Source organism: Micromonospora sp. NPDC023737 (genome assembly GCF_040639715.1).
Lineage (GTDB): Bacteria > Actinomycetota > Actinomycetes > Mycobacteriales > Micromonosporaceae > Micromonospora.
This window is the reverse complement of record NZ_JBFAAL010000007.1, coordinates 138994-162865: the sequence shown is the minus strand read 5'-3', so window position 1 is coordinate 162865 and position 23872 is coordinate 138994. Positions and strand designations below refer to the sequence as shown.

Genomic DNA, 23872 nt, shown 5'->3' with positions numbered 1-23872 from the left:
CGCCCGTGACGACCGTCGACCCGGACGAGAAGCGAACCGACGCGGCGCAGCCGCGCCCGGCCCGCCCGCGCCCGCTGCCGCTCGCGGTCGCGGTGCCGGTGGCGGTCGCGGCGGGCCTGGCGCTGCTGGTGGCGTTCCCCCCGTACGGGGTGTGGCCGCTGGCGCCGGTCGGGGTGGCGTTGCTGGCCGCCGCGACACACCGGCGGCGGCTACGCGCCGGCGCCGGTCTGGGTTTCCTGACCGGTCTGGCGTTCTTCGCGCCCCTGCTGGCCTGGACGAATCTGCACACCGGTCTGCTGCCGTGGCTGCTGCTGTCGCTGCTTCAGGCCGGCTATCTGGCGCTGCTCGGCGTCGCCACGGCCTGGGTGTCGCCGCTGATCGACCGGGCCCGGTGGTGCTGGGCGCCGCTGACCGGGGTGCTCTGGGTGGCGCAGGAGGCGCTGCGGGACCGCACACCGTTCGGTGGGTTCCCATGGGGGCGGCTGGCGTTCAGCCAGGGCGACTCGCCGCTGCTGCGGCTGGCCGCGCTCGGCGGCGCACCGCTGGTGACGTTCGCCGTCGCCACGGCCGGTGGGCTGCTGCTCGCCGCCGGGTGGCGACGGTGGGACGTCGGCCGGTGGCGGCAGACCCGATGGTGGCTGCCGGTGGCCGGACTGACCGCCGGGGCGGTGCTGCTGTGCGCGGCGGGACTGCTGGTGCCGGTGGGACGCGCCGGCGGCGGCGCGACAGCCACCGTGGCGATCGTGCAGGGCAACGTGCCGCGCCTGGGCCTGGACTTCAACGCCCAACGGCAGGCGGTGCTCAACAACCACGTCGACGCCACCCTGGAACTCGCCGGCCGGGTCGCCGCCGGCACGCAGCCGCACCCCGATCTGGTGGTGTGGCCGGAGAACGCCAGCGACATCGATCCGCTGCGCAACCCGACCGCCGGGGCGCGGATCTCCCAGGCCGCCGACACGATCGGCGCGCCGATCCTGGTCGGCGCGGTGCTGCTCGGCCCCGACGCCGGGCAGGTCCGCAACGCCGGCATCCTGTGGCGCCCCGGCAGCGGCCCCGACCTGGACCAGCTGTACGTGAAGCGGCACCCGGTGCCGTTCGCCGAGTACGTGCCGCTGCGGAACATCGCCCGCATGGTCAGCAAGCAGGTCGACCGGGTACGGACTGATTTCGTGGCGGGCAGTACCCCGGGCGTGGTGCGGGCCGGCGCGGTGCTGCTCGGCGACGTGATCTGCTTCGAGGTGGCGTACGACGAGGTGGTCCGGGACACCGTCACCGGCGGCGCGCAGCTGCTCGTGGTGCAGACCAACAACGCCACCTTCGACGCGGCTGAGGCCCGCCAGCAGCTGGCCATGGTGCAGTTGCGGGCGGTGGAGCACGGCCGGCCGGCCCTGATGGCCTCCACGGTCGGGGTGTCCGGGTTCGTCGCCCCGGACGGGCGGGTAAGCGACGCCACCGGGTTCAACACCCGTGAGGTGGTCGTGCGGCAACTGGCCCTGGCCGACGGGCGCACGCTGGCCACCCGGGTGGGGCTGTGGCCGGAGGTGGTGTTGGCCGGCCTGGCCGTGGCCGCCCTGGCCGCGGCGGCGGTGTTGCGCCGCCGGCAGCGCGTCGGACCCGGATAGGCCCGGCCGGTACGCCGGCGGGGAGCGGAGGGGGGACCGTGAGCGAGGCGACCGACCCGACACGTCGCGCAGGCGTCAACGGCGTCGGCAGGGTGCTGGTGGTGATCCCCACCTACAACGAGGCCGACAATGTCAGTGACATCGTGGGCCGGGTACGACGGGAAACACCCGCGGTGGAAATTCTCGTCGCCGACGACAACAGCCCCGACGGCACCGGGGTGATCGCCGACGCCCTCGCCGCCACCGACCCGCGGGTGCACGTGCTGCACCGAGAGGGCAAGGAGGGGCTGGGCGCGGCCTACCTGGCCGGTTTCGAGTGGGCGCGGGAACGCGGCTACGACGCGGTGGTGGAGATGGACGCCGACGGGTCACACGCCCCCGAGGACCTGCCGGCGCTGCTGGACGCCGCCCGCGACGCCGACGTGGTGATCGGGTCGCGGTGGACCAGGGGCGCGCGGGTGGTGAACTGGCCGCTGCGGCGCCTCGCGTTGTCCCGCTGCGGCAACCTGTACGCGCGGCTGGCGCTGGGCATGCCGGTCTCCGACGCCACCGGCGGCTACCGCGTCTACCGGCGCGGCGCGTTGGACGCGATGGACCTGTCGTCGGTCTGCTCGCAGGGCTACTCGTTCCAGGTGGAGCTGTCCCGTCTGGCGCACCGGGCAGGCATGCGGATCGTCGAGGTGCCGATCACCTTCGCCGAGCGGGAACACGGCAGCAGCAAGATGAACGCGCTGATCGTGGCCGAGGCGCTGTGGCGGATCACCAGCTGGGCCGTTCAGGACCGGGGGCGGGCGTGGCGGCGCGGCACGGGTCGGGCGTCGTGACGTTGAGCCCAGGCGTGTCATGCTGGACGGGGGCGCCCGGCGCCGAGGGCGCCACGGGACGACCGATGGGGTGAGATGCGCCGAGGACTGAGGTTCGTACCACTGGCCCTGCTGGGCGCGGTGGCGATCGAGCTCGCGGTGTTCGTCCTGGTGGGGCGGGCCGTCGGGTTCGGGGTGGCGGTGCTGCTGGTGTTCGCGGTGTCGCTGCTGGGGCTGGTGCTGCTGCGTCGCGAGGGGATGCGCGCCTGGCGGGGTTTCCGCGCCGCCGCGCAGGCCGGGCAGCCGCCGGGACGGCAGGTGACCGACGGGCTGGTGGGTTTGCTGGGGTCGCTGTTGCTCGCGGTTCCCGGGCTGGTCAGCGGCGTCGCCGGTCTGCTGCTGCTGGTGCCGCCGGTGCGTGCGCTGGCCCGTGCCGGGGTGCAGCGGGGCGCGGAGCGGCGGGTGTCGTCGATGGTCGCCGGTGACCTGTTCGGGCCGCGCCGGGTGCGGGTACGTCGAGGCGAGCCGCAGCCGCCGCCTGGCCCCACGCCCGCCGAGCAGCCTGTGCTGGTCGACGAGGGCCGGGCGATCGAGGGTGAGATCGTCGAGCGTTGAACGTGCGAAAAAGGGCGGCGCCCCCGAGGGAGTGATCCCCGGGGGCGCCGCCCTTTTCGGTGCTCGCTGTTCGTCAGGCCCGGCCGCGTCGGGTCCGGACCTCCTGGAGCCGCTCGGCGAGGATGTCCTCCAGCTCGGCGATCGAGCGCCGCTCCAGCAGCATGTCCCAGTGGGTACGCGGCGGCTTGGCCTTCTTCTGCTCCGGCTCGCTGCCGTCGACCAGCCGGGCGACGCTGCCGTCGAACTTGCACTCCCAGGTCGTCGGGACCTCGGCGTCGACGGCGAACGGCACCTCGAACTGGTGGCCCTTGGCGCACAGGTACTCGCGGGTCTGCCGTGGCGCGAGCTCGGTGTTGCGGTCGGACTCGTAGCTCACCGCGCCAAGGCGGCTTCCGCGCAGCATACGCTCGCCCATGATCGACTTCCCCTCGTTCGTGGTGCTGGTCTTCTCGTGTAACGGTCCGGGCCTGCCAGCCCATTCCCGCCGAAAGGGCGCGCAGCGCCCACGGCCGAGCCTGGACAAGGGTAGCTGGCCGTCACAGCGGCCCGGCGAGGTCGCCCCGGCCGAACCGCGATGATGAAGCTGTGACTGTCCCGGCGATGTTAACCGCCGCGGCGGCACGCAGGTTGCGGCGGGCGGCGCAACCTGCGTCATCCGGTAGGTGAGACCCCGGTCACGCCGCCGGTGTCGGAGGCAGCGGCAACGGCAGGCCGGGCAGCCCGTCGATGCTGCTCGCGACGTGCTGCTTACCGGCGAAGTAGTCGCTCAGCGACGCGTCGTCCTCCCGGGTGAACCGCTTGCCGTGCAGGTCACGGTCACCGTCGTAGGTCATGAACGGCACCGCGTAGCCGCAGGTGTCCCGGATCAGCTCGGCCCGCACCACGATGATCGCCCGCAGGCCGTGCACGCTCGGGTCGATGTCGGGGAAGTGGCCGATCAGCTCCCGCCAGCGCGGGTCGTCGCGGAACACCGGTTCACCCCGCCCGTGCACGCGGACGATGTTCGGCGGCCCCTGGAACGCGCACCACATCAGCGTGATCCGGCCGTTCTCCCGCAGGTGCGCGACCGTCTCGGCGTTGCTGCCGGCGAAGTCCAGGTATGCGACAGTCTGCTCGTCGAGCACCGCCCAGGAGCCACGCAGGCCCTTGGGGGACAGGTTGATGGTGCCGCCGCCGGCCAGCGGCGCGGTGGCGGTGAAGAACATCGGCTGGGACTCGATGAACGACCGCAGCCGTCCCTCGATCCGCTCATGCGTCTTGCCCACCTGGGAAGCCTCCCACGCGGCCGGAACCCGCCGCTGCCCTGCCGGTCGGCGTCCCAACCCGCGGATCGACCGGCACCACGCCCCGGCCGGGGGATGATCCCCGCCGCGCTGACCGGGGCGCACGTCCCGATGGGTCGGCCTCGGCGCCGCCGGTGGCCGGGCTCAGCGTGCCGGGACGTCGGGGCCCGCCGCGGACGCGGCACCCGAACCGAGGCGCGCCAGCGCCGCGGCCAGGTCACTGACCTGACCGGCGAGTTGGGCCACCCGCTGCTGAGCGGAGTCCCGGTCGGCCTCGGCGGCGTGCAGTCGTACGGTCAGCTCGGTCAGCCGGCCCTCGGCGGTGGCCGCGGCCCGCCGCGCGGCGGCCAACTCGTCGGCGAGCGTGTCGGCGCGCGCGGCGGCGGCCGTCAGCTCGGAGCGCAGGTGACCGGCCGTGGCGTCGGCCTCCAGGCGGGCGGCCTCGGCCTGCCGGGCGGCCGTCTCCGCCCGGTCCCGGGCCCGGTCGGCCTCCTCGCGCGCCCGGACGGCGTCAGCGGCGCCGGTGCGGGCCCGGGCTGCGTCGGCGCGGGCCTGCTCCACCTGCCGGCGTACGTCCTCCACCTCCGCCTGCCACCGCTGCGCGCGTTCGTGCGCCTCGGCGGCGTCGCGGGTGGCCCGGTCGGCGTCGGCGCGGGCGGTGTCCCGCTCCGCGGTCAGGTCGGCCACCCGGCTCCGTTCGGTGTCACGTTCCGCGCGCACCGTACGCAGTTCCTGCCGCGCCGCGTCCCGGTCCCGTTCGGCCTGCACCCGCAGCGCCTCCGCCGCGGTGGCCGCGCGGCGGGCCTCGTCCCGGGCCGCTTCGGCCTGCCGCGCCCGTTCAGCGTCCCGGTCGGCCTGCTCGGCGCTGCGGGCGGCGTCGGTACGGGCCGTGTCCCGCTCGGCGGCCGCGGTCCGCGCCTGCTCACGGGCCCGCGCGACGGCCGCGGCGGCGTCCTCGGCCTCGCGGCGTGCCTCGTCGCGTTCGGTCTGCGCGGCGGCGATCTCGGTTGCCGCCGCGGCGCGGGCCTGGGCGAGCTGCCGTTCCACCCCGACGGGGGAGAGTTCGGCGTGCAGCGCCTCGGTCAGCGTCTCGACGATCTGGTCGAGGCGGTCCACCGCCTCCCACGTCCGGGCCACCTGGCCGGGCAGGCCGGGCGCGTTGCGGTGCCGCATGCGGCTGTTGCGCGAGGCTCGCTGGCAGGCGCCGTCGTTGTCGCGGCAGTAGCGGAACGGCCGGCCTGCGCCGACGCGCTGCGGCACCGGGCGTCCACAGTGGGCGCAGGGGCGAAGGTCGGGGGCGGGCTGGGCGTCCATCGAGGGCGAAGTCTAGTGCGGGCCCCCGCAACCCGCCCTCACGTACTCCCGGGCCGGTCGGCCGGCGGCGCACGGCGACGCGGGACCCGCCGACGGGTCGCCACGCCGGCGCAGCAACTGTTCGAGGGCATCGCTACGCCGGCGCGAGATCAGCAACCGTTCAGGGGGTGGCCACGGCGGCGCGGGACCGGTCGGCGGCGATGCGCACGGCGAGCGAGCCCAGCACGCTGCCCATCACCCAGCGCTGCACGCGCAGCCACAGCGGCCGGCGGGAGAAGAACCCGGCGAGCGAGCCGGCGGTCAGCACGATCAGCCCGTTCACGGCCACGGCGATGCTGACCTGGGTCAGACCCAGCAGCAGACTCTGCATGGCGACGTGCCCGCGCTGCGGCTCCAGGAACTGCGGCAACAGCGACACGTAGAGGATCGCGATCTTCGGGTTGAGCAGGTTGGTCACCAACCCCATGGTGAACAGCCGTCGCGGCCGTTCCGCCGGCAGCGGCGCCGGCGTGAACGGCGAACTACCGCCGGGCCGCAGCGTCCGCCAGGCCAGCCAGAGCAGATACGCCGCGCCGGCCAGCTTCACCGCCGTGTACAGCGCCGGCACCAGAACGAACACGGTGGCCAGCCCGGCGACCGCAGCCACCAGGTAGACCCCGAACCCGGCGGCGACGCCGAGCAGCGAGATGAAACCGGCCCGTCGCCCCTGGGTCACCGAACGGGACACCAGGTAGACCATGTTCGGGCCGGGCGTGAGCACGATGCCGATCGCCACGAGCGATATCCCCACCAGCGCACCCGTATCCACCATTGACCACACCTTCCTGTCACTGATCAACAATTGGACTCTACGGTCCCGTTACCGGTCGGGGAAATGCCGCCGGACCGGCGGGTGGCCCACCGCCGCACGCCCGTACCGGGAATGCGTGGCGGCGGCTCGGACGCTTCGACTACCGGGCCGACGCCTGGGCGGCGGCGCGTTACGGTGGGCCGGGGAGGGGGTCGGATGACGAACATGTGGGAAGCGGCGGTCGAGGCGGAGATCCGCTCGGCACAGGAGCGCGGCGAGTTCGACAACCTGCCAGGTGCGGGCAAGCCGATCCCCGGCCGGAACCTGCCGTACGACGAATCGTGGTGGATCAAGAGCTTCATGCAGCGGGAGAAGCTCCCCAGCGACCTGCTGCTCCCCACCCCGCTGCAACTGCGCCGCCGGGTCGAGCGGGTGCCCGACGAGGTGCGTGACCTGCCCACCGAGCAGGCCGTACGCGACTTCTGCGCCCTGCTGAACGCCGACATCATCGCCTGGCTGCGGCTGCCGACCGGCCCGCGGGTCGTGGTGCGCCCGGTCAACGTCGACGAGGTGGTCCGCCGCTGGCGCGACGACCGCCGCAGCGCCATGGCCCCACCCACGCCGTCGACCGTGGGCGACGACGACCGTACGCCCCGGCGGGGCTGGCGGCCGTGGCGTCGCCGTTCCGCCGCCTGAAGGACAGGCTTCGGGGTACCCGGTCGGGGCGTTCGATCGCGCAGAATGAGCTTGTGTCGATCATCCTGCGCGCCCCGGCGACCGCGTCCGCTCCGGAACTGCTTCTGCGTCCCTGGCGCGACGACGACCAGGACGCGCTGATCGTGGCGCACCAGGACCCGGTGCTGCGCAGCCGCACCCGGTTCCCGGTGCGCACCACGGCGGACGCGCGTCGCTTCCTCGACGAGGCACGCGAGGACTTGCAGGCCGGCGTACGGTTCGCGTTCGCCGTGTGCGAGCCGGACCCACACGGCGGCGACCGGCCGGTGGCGAACGTGGTGCTCAAGAACGTCGCGCCGGGCCGACCGGACGCCGAGGTGGGCTACTGGACGGCCGCGCCGGCCCGCGGACGTGGCGTGGCGGGCCGCGCGGTCGACGCGGTCAGCCGCTGGGCGTTCGCGCACTTCGCCGGGCTGACCCGGCTGGACCTGCTGCACCAGATCGACAACCCCGCCTCCTGCCGGGTCGCCGAGAAGGCCGGCTTCGGGTTCGTCGAGGTGCTGCCGGCCCGACCACCGTTCCCGCGCGACGGGCACCGGCACGTACGCCACGCCACTGCGGTCGGATGAGCCTCGGCGCCCTGCCGCCACCGACGATGAGATCTTGAAATTGACTTGCCGTGGATCCGGTGCCTGTTACCGTTGCCCGGCGACCGACCGATACCAGGGAGACCAGACATGGTGGGCGAAGACGACATCTCCGGGTGACACCGGACAGTGAGTGGCCACCGGCGGCGCGGGTAAGCGTCGGCGTCGTGGCCTGACCATCGTCTTCCTGATTCGCCTCCCGGGCCGCGCCCGCGGCGCGCCCGCCAGCCTTCCGAGGTCCACCCATGTCCAGCGCGTCCATCATCTGCTCCAACCTCTCCTTCTCGTGGCCGGACGACACCCCGGTGTTCGAGGAACTCTCCTTCACCGTCGGCGAGGGCCGAACGGGGCTCGCCGCGCCCAACGGGGCCGGCAAGAGCACCCTGCTGAAGCTGATCGCCGGCGAGTACCAGCCCACCGGCGGCAGCGTGTCCGTCGACGGAGTGCTCGGCTACCTGCCGCAAACCCTGCCGCTGGCCGCCGACCTGACCGTGGCCGAAGTGCTCGGGGTCGCCGCGCTGATCGAGGCCCTGCACGCAATCGAGTCCGGCGACACCAACGAGGAACACTTCACCACCATCGGCAACGACTGGGACATCGAGGAACGCACCCGCGCCGAACTCGACCGGCTCGGCCTCGGTGACGTGTCGCTGCACCGACGCCTGCACACCCTCAGCGGCGGGCAGGTCATCTCCCTCGGCCTCGCCGCGCAGCTGCTGAAACGTCCCGACGTGCTGCTGCTCGACGAGCCCACCAACAACCTCGACGCCGACGCCCGGCGGCGGCTGTACGAGGTGCTCGACGACTGGCACGGCACCCTGCTGCTGGTCAGCCACGACCGGGCGTTGCTGGACCGGATGGACCGCATCGCCGAACTCGACCGGGGCGAGCTGCGCCTGTACGGGGGCAACTTCACCGCGTACTCCGAAGCGGTGCGCGCGGCCCGGGAGGTCGCCGAGAAAAACGTGCGCAACGCCGAACAGGAGGTCAAACGGGAGAAACGGGAGATGCAGCAGGCCCGGGAACGGGCCGCCCGCCGGGCCAGCAACGCCAACCGCAACCTCGGCAACGCCGGGCTGGCCCGGATCGTCGCCGGCGGGTTGAAGCGCAGCGCCCAGGAGTCCGCCGGCCGGTCGAACGAGGTGCACGCCGCCCGGGTCAACGATGCCCGCGCCCGGCTCGACGAGGCCAGCCGCGCGCTGCGCGACGAGCAGAAGATCGCCATCGAGCTGCCGGACACCGCCGTACCGGCCGGCCGTACCCTCTTCGAGGGCGAGGACATCCAGGTGCGCCTCGGTGACCGGGCTGTCTTCGGCGGCGACGGCGTCGACCTGATCATTCGCGGCCCGGAACGGATCGCCCTGTCCGGCCGTAACGGGGCCGGCAAATCCACACTGCTGCGGCTGATGAACGGCGACCTGACACCGGAAGGCGGCCGGATCCGGCACGCCGAGGGACGCGTCGCGTACCTGTCGCAGCGGCTGGACCTGCTGGACCTCGACCGCACCGTGCTGGAGAACCTGGCCGCGTACGCTCCGGCCCTGCCCGAGGCGCAGCGCATGCACCTGCTGGCGCGGTTCCTGTTCCGCGGTCCCCGCGCGCACCTGCCCGTCGGGGTGCTCTCCGGCGGCGAGCGGCTACGCGCCACCCTGGCGTGTGTGCTGTTCGCCGAGCCGGCGCCGCAGCTGCTGCTGCTCGACGAGCCCACCAACAACCTCGACCTGGTGAGCGTCGCCCAGCTGGAGAACGCACTCGGTGCGTACCGGGGCGCGTTCGTGGTGGTCAGTCACGACGACCGGTTCCTGCGGGAGATCGCGGTGAACCGCTGGCTGCGCCTCGACGACGGCCGGCTGCAGGAGACCGGCCCGCCCGAACAGGCCTGAGGTCACTGCCGGCCCGTTGGCGTCGCCCCGCAGTCGCGTATCGCTTCCGCCACGTCGGCCGGGAGCAATACCCGGTGGCCGGACGGGTTCGGCCAGCCCGGCCGGTCGCGCCGCGACACCGGCCGTGGGCGCGCATCGGCTCAGCCGAGGGCGGCCCGCCAGCTCCAGGATGTGCGCCGGACCCGGCCGGGCAATTCGCCCCGGCCGGTCAGCCAGCGCAGCACCTGCGGCGGCGGGCCGCTGGGCGCCTCCGGGAACAGCCGGTCGATCACGGCGGCGCTCAGGTCGGCGGGTGGCTCCCACGCCAGCCCGAGACCGGTGGTGATGTCCCAGGTGTGCAGTAGCGTCTCGGCTACCCCCATCGCCGCGAAACCGCCCGGGTCGCACGGCCCGTAGTGCCAGGCGCGGGTGCCCGGGTCGGCCGTATCGATTGTCGCGGCGAGCAGGCCGGCGCAGGCGGTGACCACGGTCAGCACCTCGCGTGGGTTCGCGCTGGGGGCGACCCGCAGGTCGAACGGCAGGTAGCCGCCCGTGGGTCGGGCGCTGACCTGCCCGGCGTACGCCAACAGGTCGTGGGCGACGTGCGCGGCGGTGGTCCAGCAGCTCCAAGTCAGCCCGCTGGCCGGCACATCCCACTGCGTTTCGGTGTGCGGCCCGAGCACCCGGACCATCTCAACAGCCGCACGTACGACCTCGCCCCCGGTCATCCCCGCCACGCCCCGACCTTCGCACAGCAGCCGTGGGTCGAGCGGGAAGGGGTCGGCTCGGAGAGGCCCGGACGCGGGAGCCGCTCGAGTACCTACGTCGGACTGGCGGTGAGCAGCAGCGGGGTCGTGACGCCGTGCAGTGCGCTCAGGTCGGCGAGGAAGCCGCCCAGCCAGCCGATCGCGTCCAGGGACCACTCGGCGAGCGTTCCGTGCAAGCTCACCCGGTGCAGCGGCGGGCCGTTCCAGAGGCCGTCGTCGAACGGGGGGCGCGTCGCCAGCGGGTCGTGCTCGGTGAGGGAGTACGACCCGCAGGCGAACACCCTCTGGTCCAGCCGGTTCATCGACTCTCGCAACGCGGGGGCCGTCGCCGGGACGGCCGGGTCCTGGCCGCTGTCCAGCGTGATCCGTACCTGAGTCCGCGAGCGTGGATCGCCGTCAGCGAACCAGCCGGGGGCGCGCATTGACGGGATTCGCGCGGATGCCGGGTGCGATGTGCCGCCGAGGACCTGGACGGGCAGCAACACCTGCACCGCGTGCAGTTGCAGGGTGCCGAGTCGCGCCGCCGTGTCACCGGCGCAGCGCAGGAACGGCTGCACCGGCAGCGGCCGGTCGTCGGCCACCGGCTCGACTCCCACCTGGAACCACGCGACCAGCGACGACTCCGGTGCGGCGAGCGGGTGATCCTGCCCGGCGTCGTTCATGCCCCACAGGCCCGCCGCCCCGGTCCGCCGCTCCTCGACGCCTGCGGCGGTGTGCCGGACGACCCCGCCGACGTCGTCGAGCCAGCCCATGGCGAGGGACCGGTCGTAGAAGAGCGAATAGGCGTCCTGGTCCGTGGTCCGCCACGGGTGCGGGGTCAGCTCGCCGTACAACGCCGCGAACAGGGTGCCCACCGGACCGCCGGCACCGGGTGCCAGACCGGGACGAGCCTGCTCGGTATGCGGGTACCAGCCCGGCATCCGGCTGTCGGGGACGTCCATCGCCGCACTGTACGTCCACCGGCCCCGCCGCAGACGGCGATCATGCTGGACGCCGTTCGGGATCACTTCCACGACCGGACGGTTGAGCGGCTGGCGGCACGTCCAGCGGCCTGGCATGAAATGACCCCCACGCCCGCTCGACGTGGGAGACCGTGTCCGCACCACAGCCGGTGCCGTTGCCCGTCCCCGCTTGCGGGACTAGGGTCGTTGGCGTGACTGCCGGGTCGGCCTTGGGCCACGAGCGAGTGGGGCACCCGGCCGCCCAGTGACCGCGCGGCGGGCCCGTGGCCCGCCCTGCCACGCCTGCGCATCCGCCTCACGCCTGCACTCACGGCCACGCCGGCCTTCTTCTCCGAACTCTTGCGTCGCGGACGTCACTCACCTGCGTCACGCGCGTCTCCGTGTACCCGCCGAATCGAAGAAAGCGGAGCATTGCCCAACGACTTCAACACCCAGATCATCGCCGAGTTCCGTGCCAACGGAGGCCGGGTCGGTGGCCCGTTCGAGAACGGACGGCTGATCCTGCTCACCACTACCGGATCGCGTTCCGGCGCGCCGCACACCACCCCGCTGGGCTACCTGCCCGATGAGGGGGGCCGGATCCTGGTCATCGCCTCGGCCGGCGGCGCCCCCCGGCACCCGCACTGGTTCCACAACATTCTCGGCGATCCGCAGGTCACCGTCGAAGATGGCATCTTCACCTACCCGGCCCGGGCCACCGTCCTCGTCGGGGCGGAGCGGGACGAGGTGTTCGCCCGCGCGACCGAGGCCGACCCGGGCTGGGCGGCGTACCAGGCGAAGACCAACCGCACCCTTCCGGTGGTCGCGCTCGAACGCACCGGCGGTGGTCCACCCCAGGCGTCGTCCTGGGGTGCGGCCCTCATCCGGATCCACGACGCGTTCCGCCGGGAACTCGCCCTGATCCGCCGTGAGGTGGCGACGACGGGCTCCCGGCTCGGCGCCCAGCTGCGAGTGAACTGCCTGGCGGTCTGCCAGGGGCTGCACCACCACCACACGCAGGAGGACGGCGGAATGTTCGTCGGGCTCGCCGCGCAGCACCCTCAGCTCGCGCCGACGCTGGACCGGCTGCGCGCGGAACACGTCCGCGTGGCGGGCCTCGTCGACCAGCTCCAGGCAGTGGTTCGCGACCAGACGGCCGACCCCGCGGAGGTACGACGGCAGGTGGATCAGCTCACCGACGAACTCGAGCGCCACCTGGCGTACGAGGAGGAGCAGCTCGTGCCGCTGCTCGACGCGATGGGCTGACGTACGTGTCCTGTGCCGCCGGTCATCGTCCGGTGGCACAGGGCGCCCCGGCGCGCAGAGGCGCGACGGCCGTCAGCGATGCGATGCGCAGGCGACGGTGAGCAGGTGGCTGCTCGCGCCGAACAGGCTCGGCTCGTCCTCCACCGCGCGCAGCATCTCCAGCAGCAGGTCGGTCCGGCCCGGATCCGCGAGGATCTCCGGCAGCCGGGCCCCGGTCATCCACAACGGCCCCTCGACGGCGACACGCCGCCGCAGGATCAGTCCCGCCTCCGAAACCTCCGCCGCCGGCTCGTCCGGGTGATGGAAGTAGGCGCTGGTGAACCACGTCCGGCCGGCGTCGGTGTTGTGGTGCACCCCGTCGGCCAACGCGCGCTCCACCAACGGCCGGAACCGCGCGTCGCTGAAGTAGTCCCACACGAAGCCGTCGAGCAGCGACGCGAACCGGCTGATGGTCGCGCCCACGACCACGCCGCCGGGGCGTACGGCGCGGGCGGCCTCCCGCCACGCGGCGACCCGTTCGGCCCGGACCGGCAGGTGGTACAGCGGCCCGAGCAGCAGGACGGCGTCGACGCCCCGGTCGGCGACGGGAAGGGTGCGCGCGTCTCCGCGTACGGCGGTCACTCCCGGGCGGGCCGCCGCCTCCGCCACGTGTTCGGGCACCGGGTCGACGACATGTACCCGGTAGCCGGCCCGGGCGAGCGGCCCGGCGTACACGCCGGTGGCCCCGCCGACGTCCAGCACCACCGCGGGCGGATCTGGCAGTACCCGGGTCAGGACGTCCCACGTACGCAGGAACTCCAGTCTGCCCGCGCCTGCGACCAGGCGGTCCCGTTCGCCACCCTGCCGGTAGTAATCCATGATCTCTGGGGTCAGCACCCCGCAGATCGTGCACCGCGCGCCGGCGTCGGACCACCGAATTCCCGGCGCCGGCGATCCGACACCCTGGAGCCGTATGAGCCAGCCAGCCCATCGTCCCCGTACCCGTGACCTCGGCATCGTGGTCGGGACGTTGCCCACCGGGCGGCACAACGCGATCACCGACGTACCGGGGGTGCTGGTCGGGCACACCACCGTCGAGGACGGCCACGACCTGCACACCGGCGTCACGGCGGTCGTGCCGAGCCAGCTCGGCCCGCAGCGGTGGACGTTGCCGGCTGCCGTGTACCGCGGCAACGGCTACGGGAAGCTGGTGGGCTCGACGCAGGTGGACGAGCTCGGGGTCCTGGAGTCACCGATCGTCCTGACGGCCACCCTGTCGGTGTTCCGCGCCGCGGACGCGCTGCTGACCTACCTGATGGACCGGCGGCCGGACGGCGTGTCGTTCAACCCGCTGGTGGGGGAGACCAATGACGGGCACCTGTCGGACATCCGGCAACGCCCCATCACCGAGGAACACGTGCATGCCGCCCTCACCTCAGCAGCCGGCGGCCTGCCGGCGGAAGGGTGCGTCGGAGCCGGGACCGGCACCACGGCCCTGGGCTACAAGGCGGGAATCGGCACCTCGTCCAGACTGGTGGACGGGTTCGACCGCCCGGTGACCGTCGGCGCGCTCACGCAGTCCAACTTCGGGGGCGTGCTGACCGCGCTCGGCGTACCGCTGCCCGTGGACGAACTGATCCCGGACGCCGACCGGACCGAACCGCCCAGCAACTCGTGCATGATCGTGGTGGCCACCGACGCACCCCTGGACGCTCGGCAACTCGGTCGCCTGGCCCGCCGAGCCATCTTCGCCATGGGCCGGGTCGGCGCGTCGTACAGCAACGGAAGCGGCGACTACGCGATCGCGTTCAGCACCGCCGCGCCGGACCGGCCGACGATCCCCGACGCACAGATCAACCCGATCTTCGCCGCTGTTCTCGATTCGGTCGAGGAGGCGCTGCTCAACTCGGTCTTCACCGCCACGACCACCAGGGGAGTGGGTGGTCGCACCAGCCACGCCGTACCGCACGAGGCCGCCGTACGCCGATTGGCGGCCGCGGGCCGGCTGACCGTGCCCGGCTGACGTACGGTCGCGGTCGAGCGCGCTGCTGGGTGACCGGCGCTACCGGGATCGTCGGCCCTGCCGGCGCCTTGACCCGCCGCCGGGGTCAGACCGCGCGGAGGGTGGCGCGTCGCGGACGGTGGCGCAGTTGCTCGACCGCCGTGGCGGTCGCTTCGTCGGCGGGTAGCCAGATGACCAACTGTTGGGCGTCCGGGGTGGGAAGTTCGAGCGTCTCACGATCCCAGCTCAGTTGGTGGGCGCGAGGGTGGTGCATCGTGAGCGGCACCCGAGGCGGGGGAAGGTGGCGGTGGAGTCGCCGGGTGAACTCGGCGCCGGCGACGGGCGCGAACTCCGCCGTGAACCATTCGAAGCTCTCGGTCGAGGGCCCGAGCCACAGGTTGAAGACCTGCTCGTCCGCTATCTGATCCCAGTTCGTGAGGATCGCCCGGGCCTGCGGGTGCGCGAAGACGTACCTGGTGAGGTTGGGCTCCTCGGCATCCAGCAGCCCGGTGTCGCGCATGACCGTGGCGAACCCGTCGGTGTGGGCGAGCACGTCGCCCAGCCGGTTGGTGACGAAGGCGATGCCCGGTTCCAGGAGTTCGAGGATCTGGCGGACGGTCGGCCGCACGGTCCGCTCGGGTGGTACCGGCCGCGAACGGTCGGGGCAGAGGCCACCGCTGATCTTGGCAAGGTAACGCAGATGCGTGCGTTCGGCCGCGTCGAGGCTGAGCGCGTCGGCGAGCGCCCTGACGATGGGGTCGGACGGATTACGGTCGCGTCCCTGCTCGATCCGGGTGAGGTACTCGACACTGATGCCGGCCCGCGTGGCCAACTCGGAACGCCGAAGCCCCGGGGCGCGTCGTCGCTCGTGTGCCGGCAGCCCCAGATCCTCCGGCCGGATGCTGTCGCGCTTGGCCCGAACGAAGTTCCCCAACGGCGTACCCATGCTCCGAGCGTACGACTCAATCGGCCCACCGGACGGGGCTCAGGGTGGCCGTGTGGGGGCCAGCCTGCGCCCGGTCTGGTTGCGAAGCCGAGAACGGCCGACCGTTTACGGCATGAACGCCAAGAACAAACTTGTGATCATCATCGGCAGCGTCCGCGAGGGCAGGTTCGGGCCGGTCGTCGCCGGGTGGGTGGCGGAGCAGGTGCGGACCCACGGCGGCTTCGAGGTCGACATCGTCGACCTGGCGGACGCCGACGTTCCGCTGTCGCTGCCGGCCGTGCCACCGAAGTTCGCCGGCGAGAACTACCCCCGGCCCGAAGGCATGCGGGACGTCACCACGAAGCTGGTCGACGCGGACGCCTTCATCATCGTCACGCCCGAGTACAACCACAGCTACCCGGCCTCGCTGAAGGCGCTCATCGACTGGCACTTCACCCAGTGGACCGCCAAGCCGGTCGCGTTCGTCAGCTACGGCGGCGCGGGCGGCGGCCGGCACGCGGTGCTCCACCTGCAGAACGTGCTCACCGAACTGCACGCGGTCACCATCCGTGACGGACTGGCCTTCCCGAACTACTTCACCGCCTGGCAGGACGGCGTGCCGCTCGACACCGCGACGGCCGGGTACGCCAAGATCCTCCTGGATCAGCTCGCCTGGTGGGCGAACGCCTTGCGCGCCGCCCGGACCGCCGCGCCGTACCCCGGCGGAGCGTGACTGCTGGTCGGTTGGCAGTTCGCCTGAGGCGGCAGGACGGCCTGCCGGCCGCCTCGGGCGCCGCGCCGGGCGGATCCGTGCGCTCCTGCTGTGCGCGTCAGCGCCACGGCTCTTCGGAGGTGCCGGTTCGCCGGTTGTGGTGGTCCAACAGCCGGGACAGCAGCTCGGTCAACCGCTGCCGTTCCTCGGGTGAGAGCGGAGCCAGCAGCTCGTCCTGGCGTTCGGCCAGTCGCTTCTCCAGTCGCCGCAGCTGCTGTTTGCCCGACGGCAGCGCGGCATGGCCGGCTGCCGCCGCTGGCACGGCTATCCTCCGCCGTGCCAGCGGCGGTCGCTGTCCCACGAGAACGCCGACCCTGCCAGCTCCTGGCCGACGGCGTCTCAGATCTGCTCGGGGTCTCGCCAGCCGCGGCCGGGTGACCACGCGAGCCCGTCCCTGTCATCGCCTCGGCCACCCGCACCCGGACGCCCCCAGCGGCCACTGTCGGCCCGAGACCGCTCAGGCGGATCAGTTGGGCGTGCCGAACCAGCGGGAGAGGTGATCGTCCAGGTCCTGCTGGTCGTCGCCGATCCAGGCGACGTGGCCGTCGGGGCGGAGCAGGACGCACGGAACGTCCAGCGCCGCAGTGGGATCCGCGAGGTGATCGACGCGGTCCGACCAGCCGCCGACGGTCAGGCGTTCGGTGCGGTCCAGCAGCAGGCCGCGGCCGCGATGCAGCAGACCGTAGAGGTGGCCCTGTTTCACGTCGATGTCGGGCAGGCGGCGGCCGAGCAGGTCGGGGCCCGCGCCGAAGTCGTAGCGGACGCCGATCGCGGTGATCTTCTCGAGCAGGTAGCGGTTCACCTCGTCGAAGTCCATCAGGTCGGTGAGCAGCCTGCGCACGGCCTTCGGGCCCGGTTCGGTGGACATCAGCTCCGTCTGGGCGCGGGTGTTGTCCAGGACGTCCGCGGCGACCGGATGGCGTTCGGCCTGGTAGGTGTCCAGCAGTGCCTCCGGCGCCCAGCCGCGGACCTGTGCGGCCAGTTTCCAGCCCAGGTTGAACGCGTCCTGGACGCCCAGGTTGAGGCCCTGTCCGCCGGTGGGTGGATGGATGTGTGCGGCGTCGCCGGCGAGCAGCACCCGCTCGACCCGATAGCGTTCGGCCAGCCGGGTGGCATCCCCGAAGCGGGACAGCCAGCGCGGGGAGTGCACGCCGAAATCGGTGCCGGCGATGGCGCGCAGCTGTTGTTTGAACTCCTCGAGGGTAGGCGGTTGCGCGTGGTCGCTGACTCCCGCGGCGGGGACCACTACGCTGTAGATCCTTTCGCCGAACGGCCTGAGCCACCATCGCTTGTCGGTGTCGCGGATTCCGGCCATCTTGGCGGCGATCTCCTCCGGCGGCACCCCCACTTCCATCTCGCCCATCAGCGTGTCGTTCCGCGAGGGCTCACCGGGGAAGCCGACCCCGAGCAGTTTCCGCACCATGCTGCGCGCCCCGTCACAGCCGACGAGATAGCGCGTACGCAGCTGCTCCCCGCCGGCCAGCTCGACGGTCACACCGTCGTCGTCCTGCTGGAAAGCGGTCACCGCACTATCGCGCCGGACCTGCGCACCCAGCTCGATCGCGTGTTCTTCGAGCAGGTGAACGATGACCGGCTGCGGGATGCCCAGCAGATAGGCGTACGCGGAATCCAGGCCCGCGGGCGCGGGCTTGTCGATGCCGGCGAAGTAGGCGCCGGCCGGACGCCGTCTTCCGCGTTCGAGGATGCGCTCGAGTAGCCCGCGCATGGCCATCAGTTCGAGACTGCGAATGTGCAGACCGACAATGCGGACGAACGACGCCGGCTCGGTTTCCTTCTCCAACACGAGTACCCGCACGTCGTGCAGCCGCAGTTCGGCGGCCAGCATCGCACCGGTCGGCCCGCACCCGGCAATGATCACGTCGAACAGGTGGGGCGCTGGGTCGGCGTCGGAGGCCGGCGCTGGGAGCCCGAGGACGTCACTCACGTCGCCCCCGGTCGAAGCGGTGGACGATGGCTCGGCGGTGAATCGCAGAGAGGGCATAGGTGTTGCCTTTCGGGAGTGCCTTGTTGGCGAGGCGCTCCCGGCGACACCTACGTCGATCGCCCGACCGTGACGGGAAGGGGGAGCACCCACATCGATACAGCGTTCATGGGTCTCACCTCCTCGGGCGGCGTCACGGGCAACCGCAAGCTACAAGCCTGAGCACCACCTGGTCCACTGCTTTTCCCGCCGCCCGGGTACGACTCCGAGCGGGCCGGTGCGGTGCAGCGAGGGTTCGGCATGGCGGCCCGGCCGGTCACGGTCGACGGTCCGGCCCTGCCGTCGACAGGGACCGGCTCCGGCACATTTGATCTTGTGGCAAGATCGCGGGGTGCTGCGACTCACCGACTTCATCATCGACTGCCCGGACACGATGGCGCTGGCAGCCTTCTATTCAGAGGTGACGGGTCGCCCGGTCAAGGAGGGCAGCCACGGCGACTGGGCCGGTATCCGGTTCGGCGAGATCGAGCTGGCCTTCATCCGGGTGGAGGACTACCGCGCCCCGCAGTGGCCCGACAGCGAGCACCCCAAGCAGTTCCATCTCGACTTCGAAGTCGACGACATCGAGGCCGAACAGAGCCGCATCCTGGCCCTCGGCGCGACCCTGCGGCAGGACTCCATCGGCCCCGACGGCTACGGCTGGCGCGTCTACACCGACCCCATCGGCCACCCGTTCTGCCTCTGCCGCAACAAGGGTGTCACCTGGACCGACCAGGGCCCCATCTGGCGCAAGAGCGAGTAGAGCGGCCGCCGGGCTCTCCTCGCCAGGCCGAGGAGAGCCCACCACGCAACCAAAGGTCAGAAGCCGAAAGAGTTGAACGGTTCGGGGTCAACGCGGAAGACGCGGGCGGTGTCGGTCACCGCGCTGAGCCGGTGAGGGCGGATGCGGCCGGCACCGGCCAGCACGGCGGCGGACATGCCGCCCAGGTATAGGGAGCTCAACGACTGGATGTCCGTGGTGAGATCCGGTCGCCGGTCCGTTCGAGTGCAGGTCGCCCCCGCGGGAGACACTGCCAGCCGCCAGGTGCCGACGTTGTGCGGGCACATGCTGTCGTCCTCGATCGCGAACGTCAGTTCGGCGGTGGTGTCGTAGGCGCGCGCGGTCAAGGCGCCCGGCAGGTCGAGGATGCGCAGCCATAGGTTGTCGGACTGCCGGGTGATCCGCATGGCACGGGGATTACGCAGCATCCAGCGCAGTGGTTCGTCTGTCGGCCGGGAAGGCGCGACGATCTTCCGCGTGAGGTCGAAGTCGGTCAAGAGCATCCACATTGACCGATAGGCGTCCGGGGTCGAGGCTTGCAACGCCTCGACGACGAGCGTCCCGGCGTGTTCCGGCAACGGCGACCACGGGAGCCGGAAGTTCGCCACGCCGTCAAGGTTGCCGTCCACGTCACGGTGCAGTAAGTACCGCATCGGCCCGTCGGTGCCGGTGGCCTCATCGGACAGGCGGTCCCACTGGCCCGGCTGGGGTGTGAGTTCACCAATCTGGCGTTGCCGAATCTGCTCATGGATCTGCGGCCATGCCTGTCGCGCCGCGGCCGCGTCCACCAGCTCCAGCGAGCCCGATGGAAATTCGGAATCCCTGAAGCGGGCGTCGCCGCGCTCCAACTCCCAACGGGTGCGCATCGTTGCGGGGGAGAACCCGAAGCGGCCGTAAATACTGCCCTCACTTGCGCTCAAAGCAGCCAGCGGTTCGCCGCGCTCCAGGGCTTCATCGAACATCGCCTGCATCATGCCGCGCAGGAGCCCGCGCCGACGGTGGGTCGCGATCACCGCAGTCGCCGTGACACCGCCGAACGGCACAGCACGCAGCCCCGGCACGGTGATGGCCAGCGAGAGCATCGCCGAGCCGCCCACCAGCTTCCCGTCCACGAAGGCGGCCTGAGGATGGAAGTGGTCATCCATCACCTCCTCCGCCCAGATCTTCAGCTGCTGCTCGGTGGCCGGCTTTCTCGGCGGCGGCCACGCTTCCGGGCCGCCGTGCCCCGCGCTGGGGGCCGGCTCCCAGTTCGGCAGTCCGTTGACGTACGGCAGGACCTTGAGGTAATCGGCCACCTCGGAGCGTTCGACGGGCCGGATCTCGGTCTTCACGGTCGGCATCCTTCAGGTGGGCCAGCGCCGAGGCAACGGAGATTCGGTCTCCGCCAGGTCGCCGACGGCCTGCCAGAAGACGGGGGACCGCATTGGTTGTCGTCGGCTCGCCACTTCAGCTGAGGATGTGCCACCCGTGTCGCGTCCTGCGCGTTGCTCTGGCCGGGTGAGGGGGTTGAGGAACATCGGAACGAAAACCGGCGCTAAGGATCTGTCGGCCCTGGTGGGCGGCTGACGGAGTGTCGGGGGCGGACCCGTCTGAAGTTGTCCCACAGATAACGCCCTATTGTCTGCGGCAACGCTGATCACGACCTGCGGCAAGGACTTCGGCGAGAGTCGGCCGCTGGCGTCCGTTGCCGCTGACGAGATCGGTGAGGCCCTCGAACTGTTGTAGGGCGAGGCCGCGGTCAATACCTGGAACGCCCGTCGTGCCGGAGTGCTGTCCTGGCTCGGCTGGTGCGGCGAGCGCGGGTACGAGGGCCCGTCGGTCCCGGCCTGGGCGAAGCGGATGACTCCGCCGGACTCGGAGACCCCGGCCCGCTCGAAGATGGCGATCGACAGGCTGATCGCGCGGCGCGAGGTGCATCTGCGGGAGAAGACGCTGTGGCGCATGCTGTATGAGACCTGCGCGCGGGCGGAGGAGATCCTCAACGTCAACATCGAGATCCGGACCTCGCCGGCCGCCGCTGCCCGGTCAAGGCCAAGGGCGCCCGCCCGCGCGCCCGCCGCCGCGGTCAGGTCCGCGAGGACTTCGTGTTGGAACCCGTGTACTGGGACGCTGGCACCGCCCGCCTTCTGCCCCGGCTGCTCAAGGGCCGTACGCGGGGGCCGGTGTTCGTCACCCACCGCCGTCCGGGTCCGGGCAAGGTCGTCAGCCCGCGCGACGTGTGCCCGGACACTGAGTTCGCCCGGCTGTCGTACGGGCAGGCCCGCGCTCTGCTGGACGAGCACACCTCGGTCGGCGGCACACCCGGCACCGGGTGGGACCTGCATGAGTGGCGGCATTCGAGCCTGACCCACCTCGGCGAGGCCGGGGCGAGCCTGCTCATGCTGATGGCGAAGTCTCGGCACAAGAAGCCGGAGAACGTGCGGAAGTACTTCCACCCTCCCCGGAGGCGATCGCCGAGGTCACCAGCCTGCTCGCCCCCGGCGACAGCCGGCGGTGATCGTCAAGTGCTGGCGAGGCGCCAAAGCGAAGTGACTTCCGTGGCTCGGGCGGCGTGGAGGGGATCAGTGGTGTCCATCGCTCGTGGATGCCGCGGCCGAGTATCAGTCCTGTCCACCACATGCAGACCCGCTGCCTTGATGTCGGCCAGAAGTTCGCTGCGCGTCCTGAGTCCGAGGCGCTCGGCCAAGTCCGACAGGATGAGCCACCCTTCACCTCCCGGTTCGAGATGCGCGGTGAGTCCGTCCAGGAAGCTGCGGAGCATGCTGCTGCCCAGGTCGTAGACACCTTGCTCCACGGCGGAGGTGGGCCGGGCTGGAATCCAGGGTGGGTTGCAGACGATGAGGTCCGCGCTCCCGTCCGGAAAGAGGCCGGGGCCCACGATGTCGATGCGCCCGGTGAAGTGCAGTCGGCGGACGTTCTCGCGTGCGCAGGCCAGGGCACGCGGGCTGATATCGGTGGCCACGACGTGGTCGATCCCCCGGCGGGCCAGGACGGCGGCGAGTACTCCCGTCCCCGTCCCGAGGTCGAATGCGGTACGGCGACCCGCGCGATGGGCCGCTGGCGCGGGGAGCGGTGCATGTGCAACGAGGTCGACGTATTCGCCCCTGATTGGGGAGAACACGCCGTAGTGAGGGTGAATGCGAGCGTCGAGGGCGGGTACCTCCACGCCCTTTGTGCGCCACTGGTGCGCTCCGATCACGCCCAGTAGTTCTGTGAGCGGGACGGCCATCGGCTCGGACGGTGGACCGTACGCCTCGGTGCATGCCTGGCGCACATCGGGGGCCCTGCGCAGGTTCAGGCAGTAGTCGTCTTCCAGTAGAACGAGGAGCCTGCCGAGCACGCGGGCCCGGCGGCCGCGGGCCCTGCGGTGCAGGTGGAAGGACTCTGCTGGGCTGCCGCCTTGCCAGGAAGGTTTCCGGTCGATGCGGCGGCCCATCGCTTGCAGTAGTTGACGTGCGTTGTGGAAGTCGCCCTGCCACAGCAAGGCGGTGCCTTCGCAGGCCATACGGTAAGCAGCGTCGGCTTTCATACGGTCGTCCGCGCCGATGATCCGGCTGGGAGGCGGTGTCGCGCTCTCGGAATGCCAGCGGGCGGAACGGGGGGTGTTCGTCTCGGTCCAGTGGATCGTGGACACCGCGTACTCCTCGTGATCGAACGTGCAGGGGCACGAAGAGCACTTCGACGAGGAGCAGGGCAAACGGCCCGTGCTGCAGCACGGGCGCGTGTGTCAAGGCAGGTAGGGCTACCGCTCCCGCGTCGAAGCGCGAGAGGAGTAGTCGCCGAGAACCATGCCGAGCGTCACGACCAGCCCTTTCAGGGAGATGAGGTAAGAGGCTCGCACAGCGACCTCTCCGCAGGCAAACCAGCCTATGGGCTGGGCGGGGAGAGCTCCCACAGCCGCTGGTTCGCCGCCGCCCGCGCCGAGGCCACCAGCCAGGCGAGCGTCGTCACGCCGGGCAGCAGAACACGGCGCTCGCGCAGCCACCCCACCGCCGCGTCGAACAGCGCCTTCGGACCCTCCCCGGTCGTCCAGGCCCGTGCGTCCGCCCACACCCACAGCTCGGCTTCCGCCTCGGCGAACTCCGTGCACTCCAGGACCCGCCGCAGCTCACGGACGTGATCGAGCCGGGTGTTCTCCCGCTCGCCGTACGCCTTCAACGCCGACGCGTCCGCGACGCCCAACTGCTCGGCGAGGTAGTCGACCACCTCAGCCGGCACGTCCGTCGGATCGTCCAGGAACACCCCGAGGAACGGCACCGTGGTCATCTGCACCGTGAACCCGAGCCGGTTGTGAGCCCGCCGCTTTGGCTCGATCAACTCCCGGTCCGCGTCGTCCAGGAAGAAGAACCGCTCCAACTCCCTACGGGACGGCGCCCCGTCGCACTCCGCATACTTCGCGGCTTGCTCATCCGTCAGAAACTCGACCGGCACCCCGGACCTCCAGACAGTCAGTGATCAACACGACTGCCGAAGGCTCCGCCCCCGCCGAGCCCCAGGTCAAAGCGCTCTCAAACCCTCCAAGGGCTTAGCGCCGGTTTTCGTTCCGATGTTCCTCAACCCCGGTGAGCCGCGAACCGACAGACCCGACCTGTCGAAGGCCTGTGGCGACTCCATGTCTAGCCATTACTGAATTACTGGTAATGCTAATCGGATAAAAGACGCGGACTATCCGGACATAACGTCAGCACACCATAATGACTGTTATGTGCGGCGCAGGATTCCGTTCAGCGGGCCGCACCGTTCAGCAGACCCGCCGAGCAGGTCTGCTGTGCGCCGAGTGCGACTACGGCCTACGCCAGCGGGGCGGGGCGCCACGGACCGCCAGCCCTACAACGTCCCCCGGCCCG

23 protein-coding genes are annotated in these 23872 nt (G+C 71.7%); 10 read left to right on the top strand and 13 right to left on the bottom strand.

Annotated features, from left to right (window positions below; all coding sequences use genetic code 11):
• Positions 1–5 precede the first annotated feature (5 nt).
• The 3 genes from lnt to AB0F98_RS17745 all read left to right on the top strand — a co-directional run bounded on the left by lnt (position 6) and on the right by AB0F98_RS17745 (position 3040).
• Entirely contained in the window at positions 6–1622 is a 1617-nt protein-coding gene (lnt, locus tag AB0F98_RS17755) for an apolipoprotein N-acyltransferase (RefSeq protein WP_357736138.1), read from the top strand.
• Positions 1623–1660: 38 nt separating this feature from the next.
• Positions 1661–2446, top strand: coding sequence for a polyprenol monophosphomannose synthase (locus tag AB0F98_RS17750; RefSeq protein ID WP_357736135.1), 786 nt, complete (start codon positions 1661–1663; stop codon positions 2444–2446).
• A gap of 75 nt (positions 2447–2521) precedes the next feature.
• Positions 2522–3040 carry an FxsA family protein gene (locus AB0F98_RS17745; protein ID WP_357736132.1) on the top strand — a complete coding sequence of 173 codons (519 nt, stop codon included), beginning with the start codon at positions 2522–2524 and terminating at the stop codon, positions 3038–3040.
• 73 nt (positions 3041–3113) lie between these two features.
• Here the strand turns inward: AB0F98_RS17745 and AB0F98_RS17740 are convergent, their stop codons facing one another.
• The 4 genes from AB0F98_RS17740 to AB0F98_RS17725 all read right to left on the bottom strand — a co-directional run bounded on the left by AB0F98_RS17740 (position 3114) and on the right by AB0F98_RS17725 (position 6448).
• Entirely contained in the window at positions 3114–3455 is a 342-nt protein-coding gene (locus tag AB0F98_RS17740) for an RNA polymerase-binding protein RbpA (protein ID WP_046564157.1), read from the bottom strand.
• Positions 3456–3714: 259 nt separating this feature from the next.
• Positions 3715–4305, bottom strand: coding sequence for a pyridoxamine 5'-phosphate oxidase family protein (locus AB0F98_RS17735; RefSeq protein ID WP_357736129.1), 591 nt, complete (start codon positions 4303–4305; stop codon positions 3715–3717).
• Positions 4306–4467: 162 nt separating this feature from the next.
• On the bottom strand, positions 4468–5637 hold the full coding sequence (locus tag AB0F98_RS17730; RefSeq protein ID WP_357736126.1) for a hypothetical protein: 1170 nt from the start codon (positions 5635–5637) through the stop codon (positions 4468–4470).
• A gap of 160 nt (positions 5638–5797) precedes the next feature.
• Positions 5798–6448, bottom strand: a complete 651-nt coding sequence (locus tag AB0F98_RS17725; RefSeq protein WP_357736123.1) for a LysE family translocator — start codon at positions 6446–6448, stop codon at positions 5798–5800.
• A 195-nt stretch (positions 6449–6643) separates the two neighbouring features.
• Here AB0F98_RS17725 and AB0F98_RS17720 point away from each other — a divergent pair, with 195 nt between their 5' ends.
• The 3 genes from AB0F98_RS17720 (at position 6644) to abc-f (ending at position 9632) form a co-directional block, all read left to right on the top strand.
• Positions 6644–7123: a DUF1992 domain-containing protein gene (locus AB0F98_RS17720; protein WP_357736120.1), complete on the top strand. Its 480-nt coding sequence runs from the start codon at positions 6644–6646 to the stop codon at positions 7121–7123.
• A gap of 53 nt (positions 7124–7176) precedes the next feature.
• Complete coding sequence (locus AB0F98_RS17715) at positions 7177–7731, top strand: GNAT family N-acetyltransferase (protein WP_357736117.1); 555 nt, start codon at positions 7177–7179, stop codon at positions 7729–7731.
• Between the two features lie 263 nt (positions 7732–7994).
• Positions 7995–9632 carry a ribosomal protection-like ABC-F family protein gene (abc-f, locus tag AB0F98_RS17710; RefSeq protein WP_357736114.1) on the top strand — a complete coding sequence of 546 codons (1638 nt, stop codon included), beginning with the start codon at positions 7995–7997 and terminating at the stop codon, positions 9630–9632.
• 140 nt (positions 9633–9772) lie between these two features.
• Here abc-f and AB0F98_RS17705 read toward each other — a convergent pair whose 3' ends face one another.
• Both AB0F98_RS17705 and AB0F98_RS17700 read right to left on the bottom strand, forming a co-directional pair.
• Positions 9773–10339 carry a maleylpyruvate isomerase N-terminal domain-containing protein gene (locus tag AB0F98_RS17705; protein WP_357736602.1) on the bottom strand — a complete coding sequence of 189 codons (567 nt, stop codon included), beginning with the start codon at positions 10337–10339 and terminating at the stop codon, positions 9773–9775.
• Positions 10340–10431: 92 nt separating this feature from the next.
• Positions 10432–11319 carry a hypothetical protein gene (locus AB0F98_RS17700; RefSeq protein WP_357736111.1) on the bottom strand — a complete coding sequence of 296 codons (888 nt, stop codon included), beginning with the start codon at positions 11317–11319 and terminating at the stop codon, positions 10432–10434.
• 432 nt (positions 11320–11751) lie between these two features.
• On the opposite strand from AB0F98_RS17700, the gene AB0F98_RS17695 reads away from it, so the two are divergent.
• Positions 11752–12585, top strand: coding sequence for a nitroreductase/quinone reductase family protein (locus AB0F98_RS17695; RefSeq protein ID WP_357736108.1), 834 nt, complete (start codon positions 11752–11754; stop codon positions 12583–12585).
• A 72-nt stretch (positions 12586–12657) separates the two neighbouring features.
• Here AB0F98_RS17695 and AB0F98_RS17690 read toward each other — a convergent pair whose 3' ends face one another.
• The gene (locus AB0F98_RS17690) at positions 12658–13461 is read right to left on the bottom strand and encodes a methyltransferase domain-containing protein (protein ID WP_357736105.1); all 804 of its coding nucleotides are present in this window, start codon (positions 13459–13461) and stop codon (positions 12658–12660) included.
• A gap of 76 nt (positions 13462–13537) precedes the next feature.
• Between AB0F98_RS17690 and AB0F98_RS17685 the strand changes: the two genes are divergently transcribed.
• Entirely contained in the window at positions 13538–14587 is a 1050-nt protein-coding gene (locus AB0F98_RS17685) for a P1 family peptidase (protein ID WP_357736102.1), read from the top strand.
• 85 nt (positions 14588–14672) lie between these two features.
• Here AB0F98_RS17685 and AB0F98_RS17680 read toward each other — a convergent pair whose 3' ends face one another.
• Positions 14673–15512, bottom strand: coding sequence for a helix-turn-helix transcriptional regulator (locus AB0F98_RS17680; RefSeq protein ID WP_357736099.1), 840 nt, complete (start codon positions 15510–15512; stop codon positions 14673–14675).
• Positions 15513–15624: 112 nt separating this feature from the next.
• Here AB0F98_RS17680 and AB0F98_RS17675 point away from each other — a divergent pair, with 112 nt between their 5' ends.
• Entirely contained in the window at positions 15625–16224 is a 600-nt protein-coding gene (locus tag AB0F98_RS17675) for an NAD(P)H-dependent oxidoreductase (protein WP_357736096.1), read from the top strand.
• Between the two features lie 97 nt (positions 16225–16321).
• On the opposite strand, the gene AB0F98_RS17670 is transcribed toward AB0F98_RS17675, so the two are convergent.
• Both AB0F98_RS17670 and rox read right to left on the bottom strand, forming a co-directional pair.
• The gene (locus tag AB0F98_RS17670) at positions 16322–16525 is read right to left on the bottom strand and encodes a hypothetical protein (protein WP_357736092.1); all 204 of its coding nucleotides are present in this window, start codon (positions 16523–16525) and stop codon (positions 16322–16324) included.
• Positions 16526–16729: 204 nt separating this feature from the next.
• Positions 16730–18151, bottom strand: coding sequence for a rifampin monooxygenase (gene rox, locus AB0F98_RS17665; protein ID WP_357736599.1), 1422 nt, complete (start codon positions 18149–18151; stop codon positions 16730–16732).
• Positions 18152–18596: 445 nt separating this feature from the next.
• Between rox and AB0F98_RS17660 the strand changes: the two genes are divergently transcribed.
• On the top strand, positions 18597–19007 hold the full coding sequence (locus AB0F98_RS17660; RefSeq protein WP_357736088.1) for a VOC family protein: 411 nt from the start codon (positions 18597–18599) through the stop codon (positions 19005–19007).
• A 56-nt stretch (positions 19008–19063) separates the two neighbouring features.
• On the opposite strand, the gene AB0F98_RS17655 is transcribed toward AB0F98_RS17660, so the two are convergent.
• The 3 genes from AB0F98_RS17655 to AB0F98_RS17645 all read right to left on the bottom strand — a co-directional run bounded on the left by AB0F98_RS17655 (position 19064) and on the right by AB0F98_RS17645 (position 23456).
• The gene (locus AB0F98_RS17655) at positions 19064–20356 is read right to left on the bottom strand and encodes a GNAT family N-acetyltransferase (RefSeq protein WP_357736085.1); all 1293 of its coding nucleotides are present in this window, start codon (positions 20354–20356) and stop codon (positions 19064–19066) included.
• A 1169-nt stretch (positions 20357–21525) separates the two neighbouring features.
• The gene (locus AB0F98_RS17650; RefSeq protein ID WP_357736082.1) at positions 21526–22659 is read right to left on the bottom strand and encodes a class I SAM-dependent methyltransferase; all 1134 of its coding nucleotides are present in this window, start codon (positions 22657–22659) and stop codon (positions 21526–21528) included.
• Positions 22660–22892: 233 nt separating this feature from the next.
• Complete coding sequence (locus AB0F98_RS17645; RefSeq protein WP_357736079.1) at positions 22893–23456, bottom strand: DUF4158 domain-containing protein; 564 nt, start codon at positions 23454–23456, stop codon at positions 22893–22895.
• Between the last annotated feature and the right edge of the window lie 416 nt (positions 23457–23872).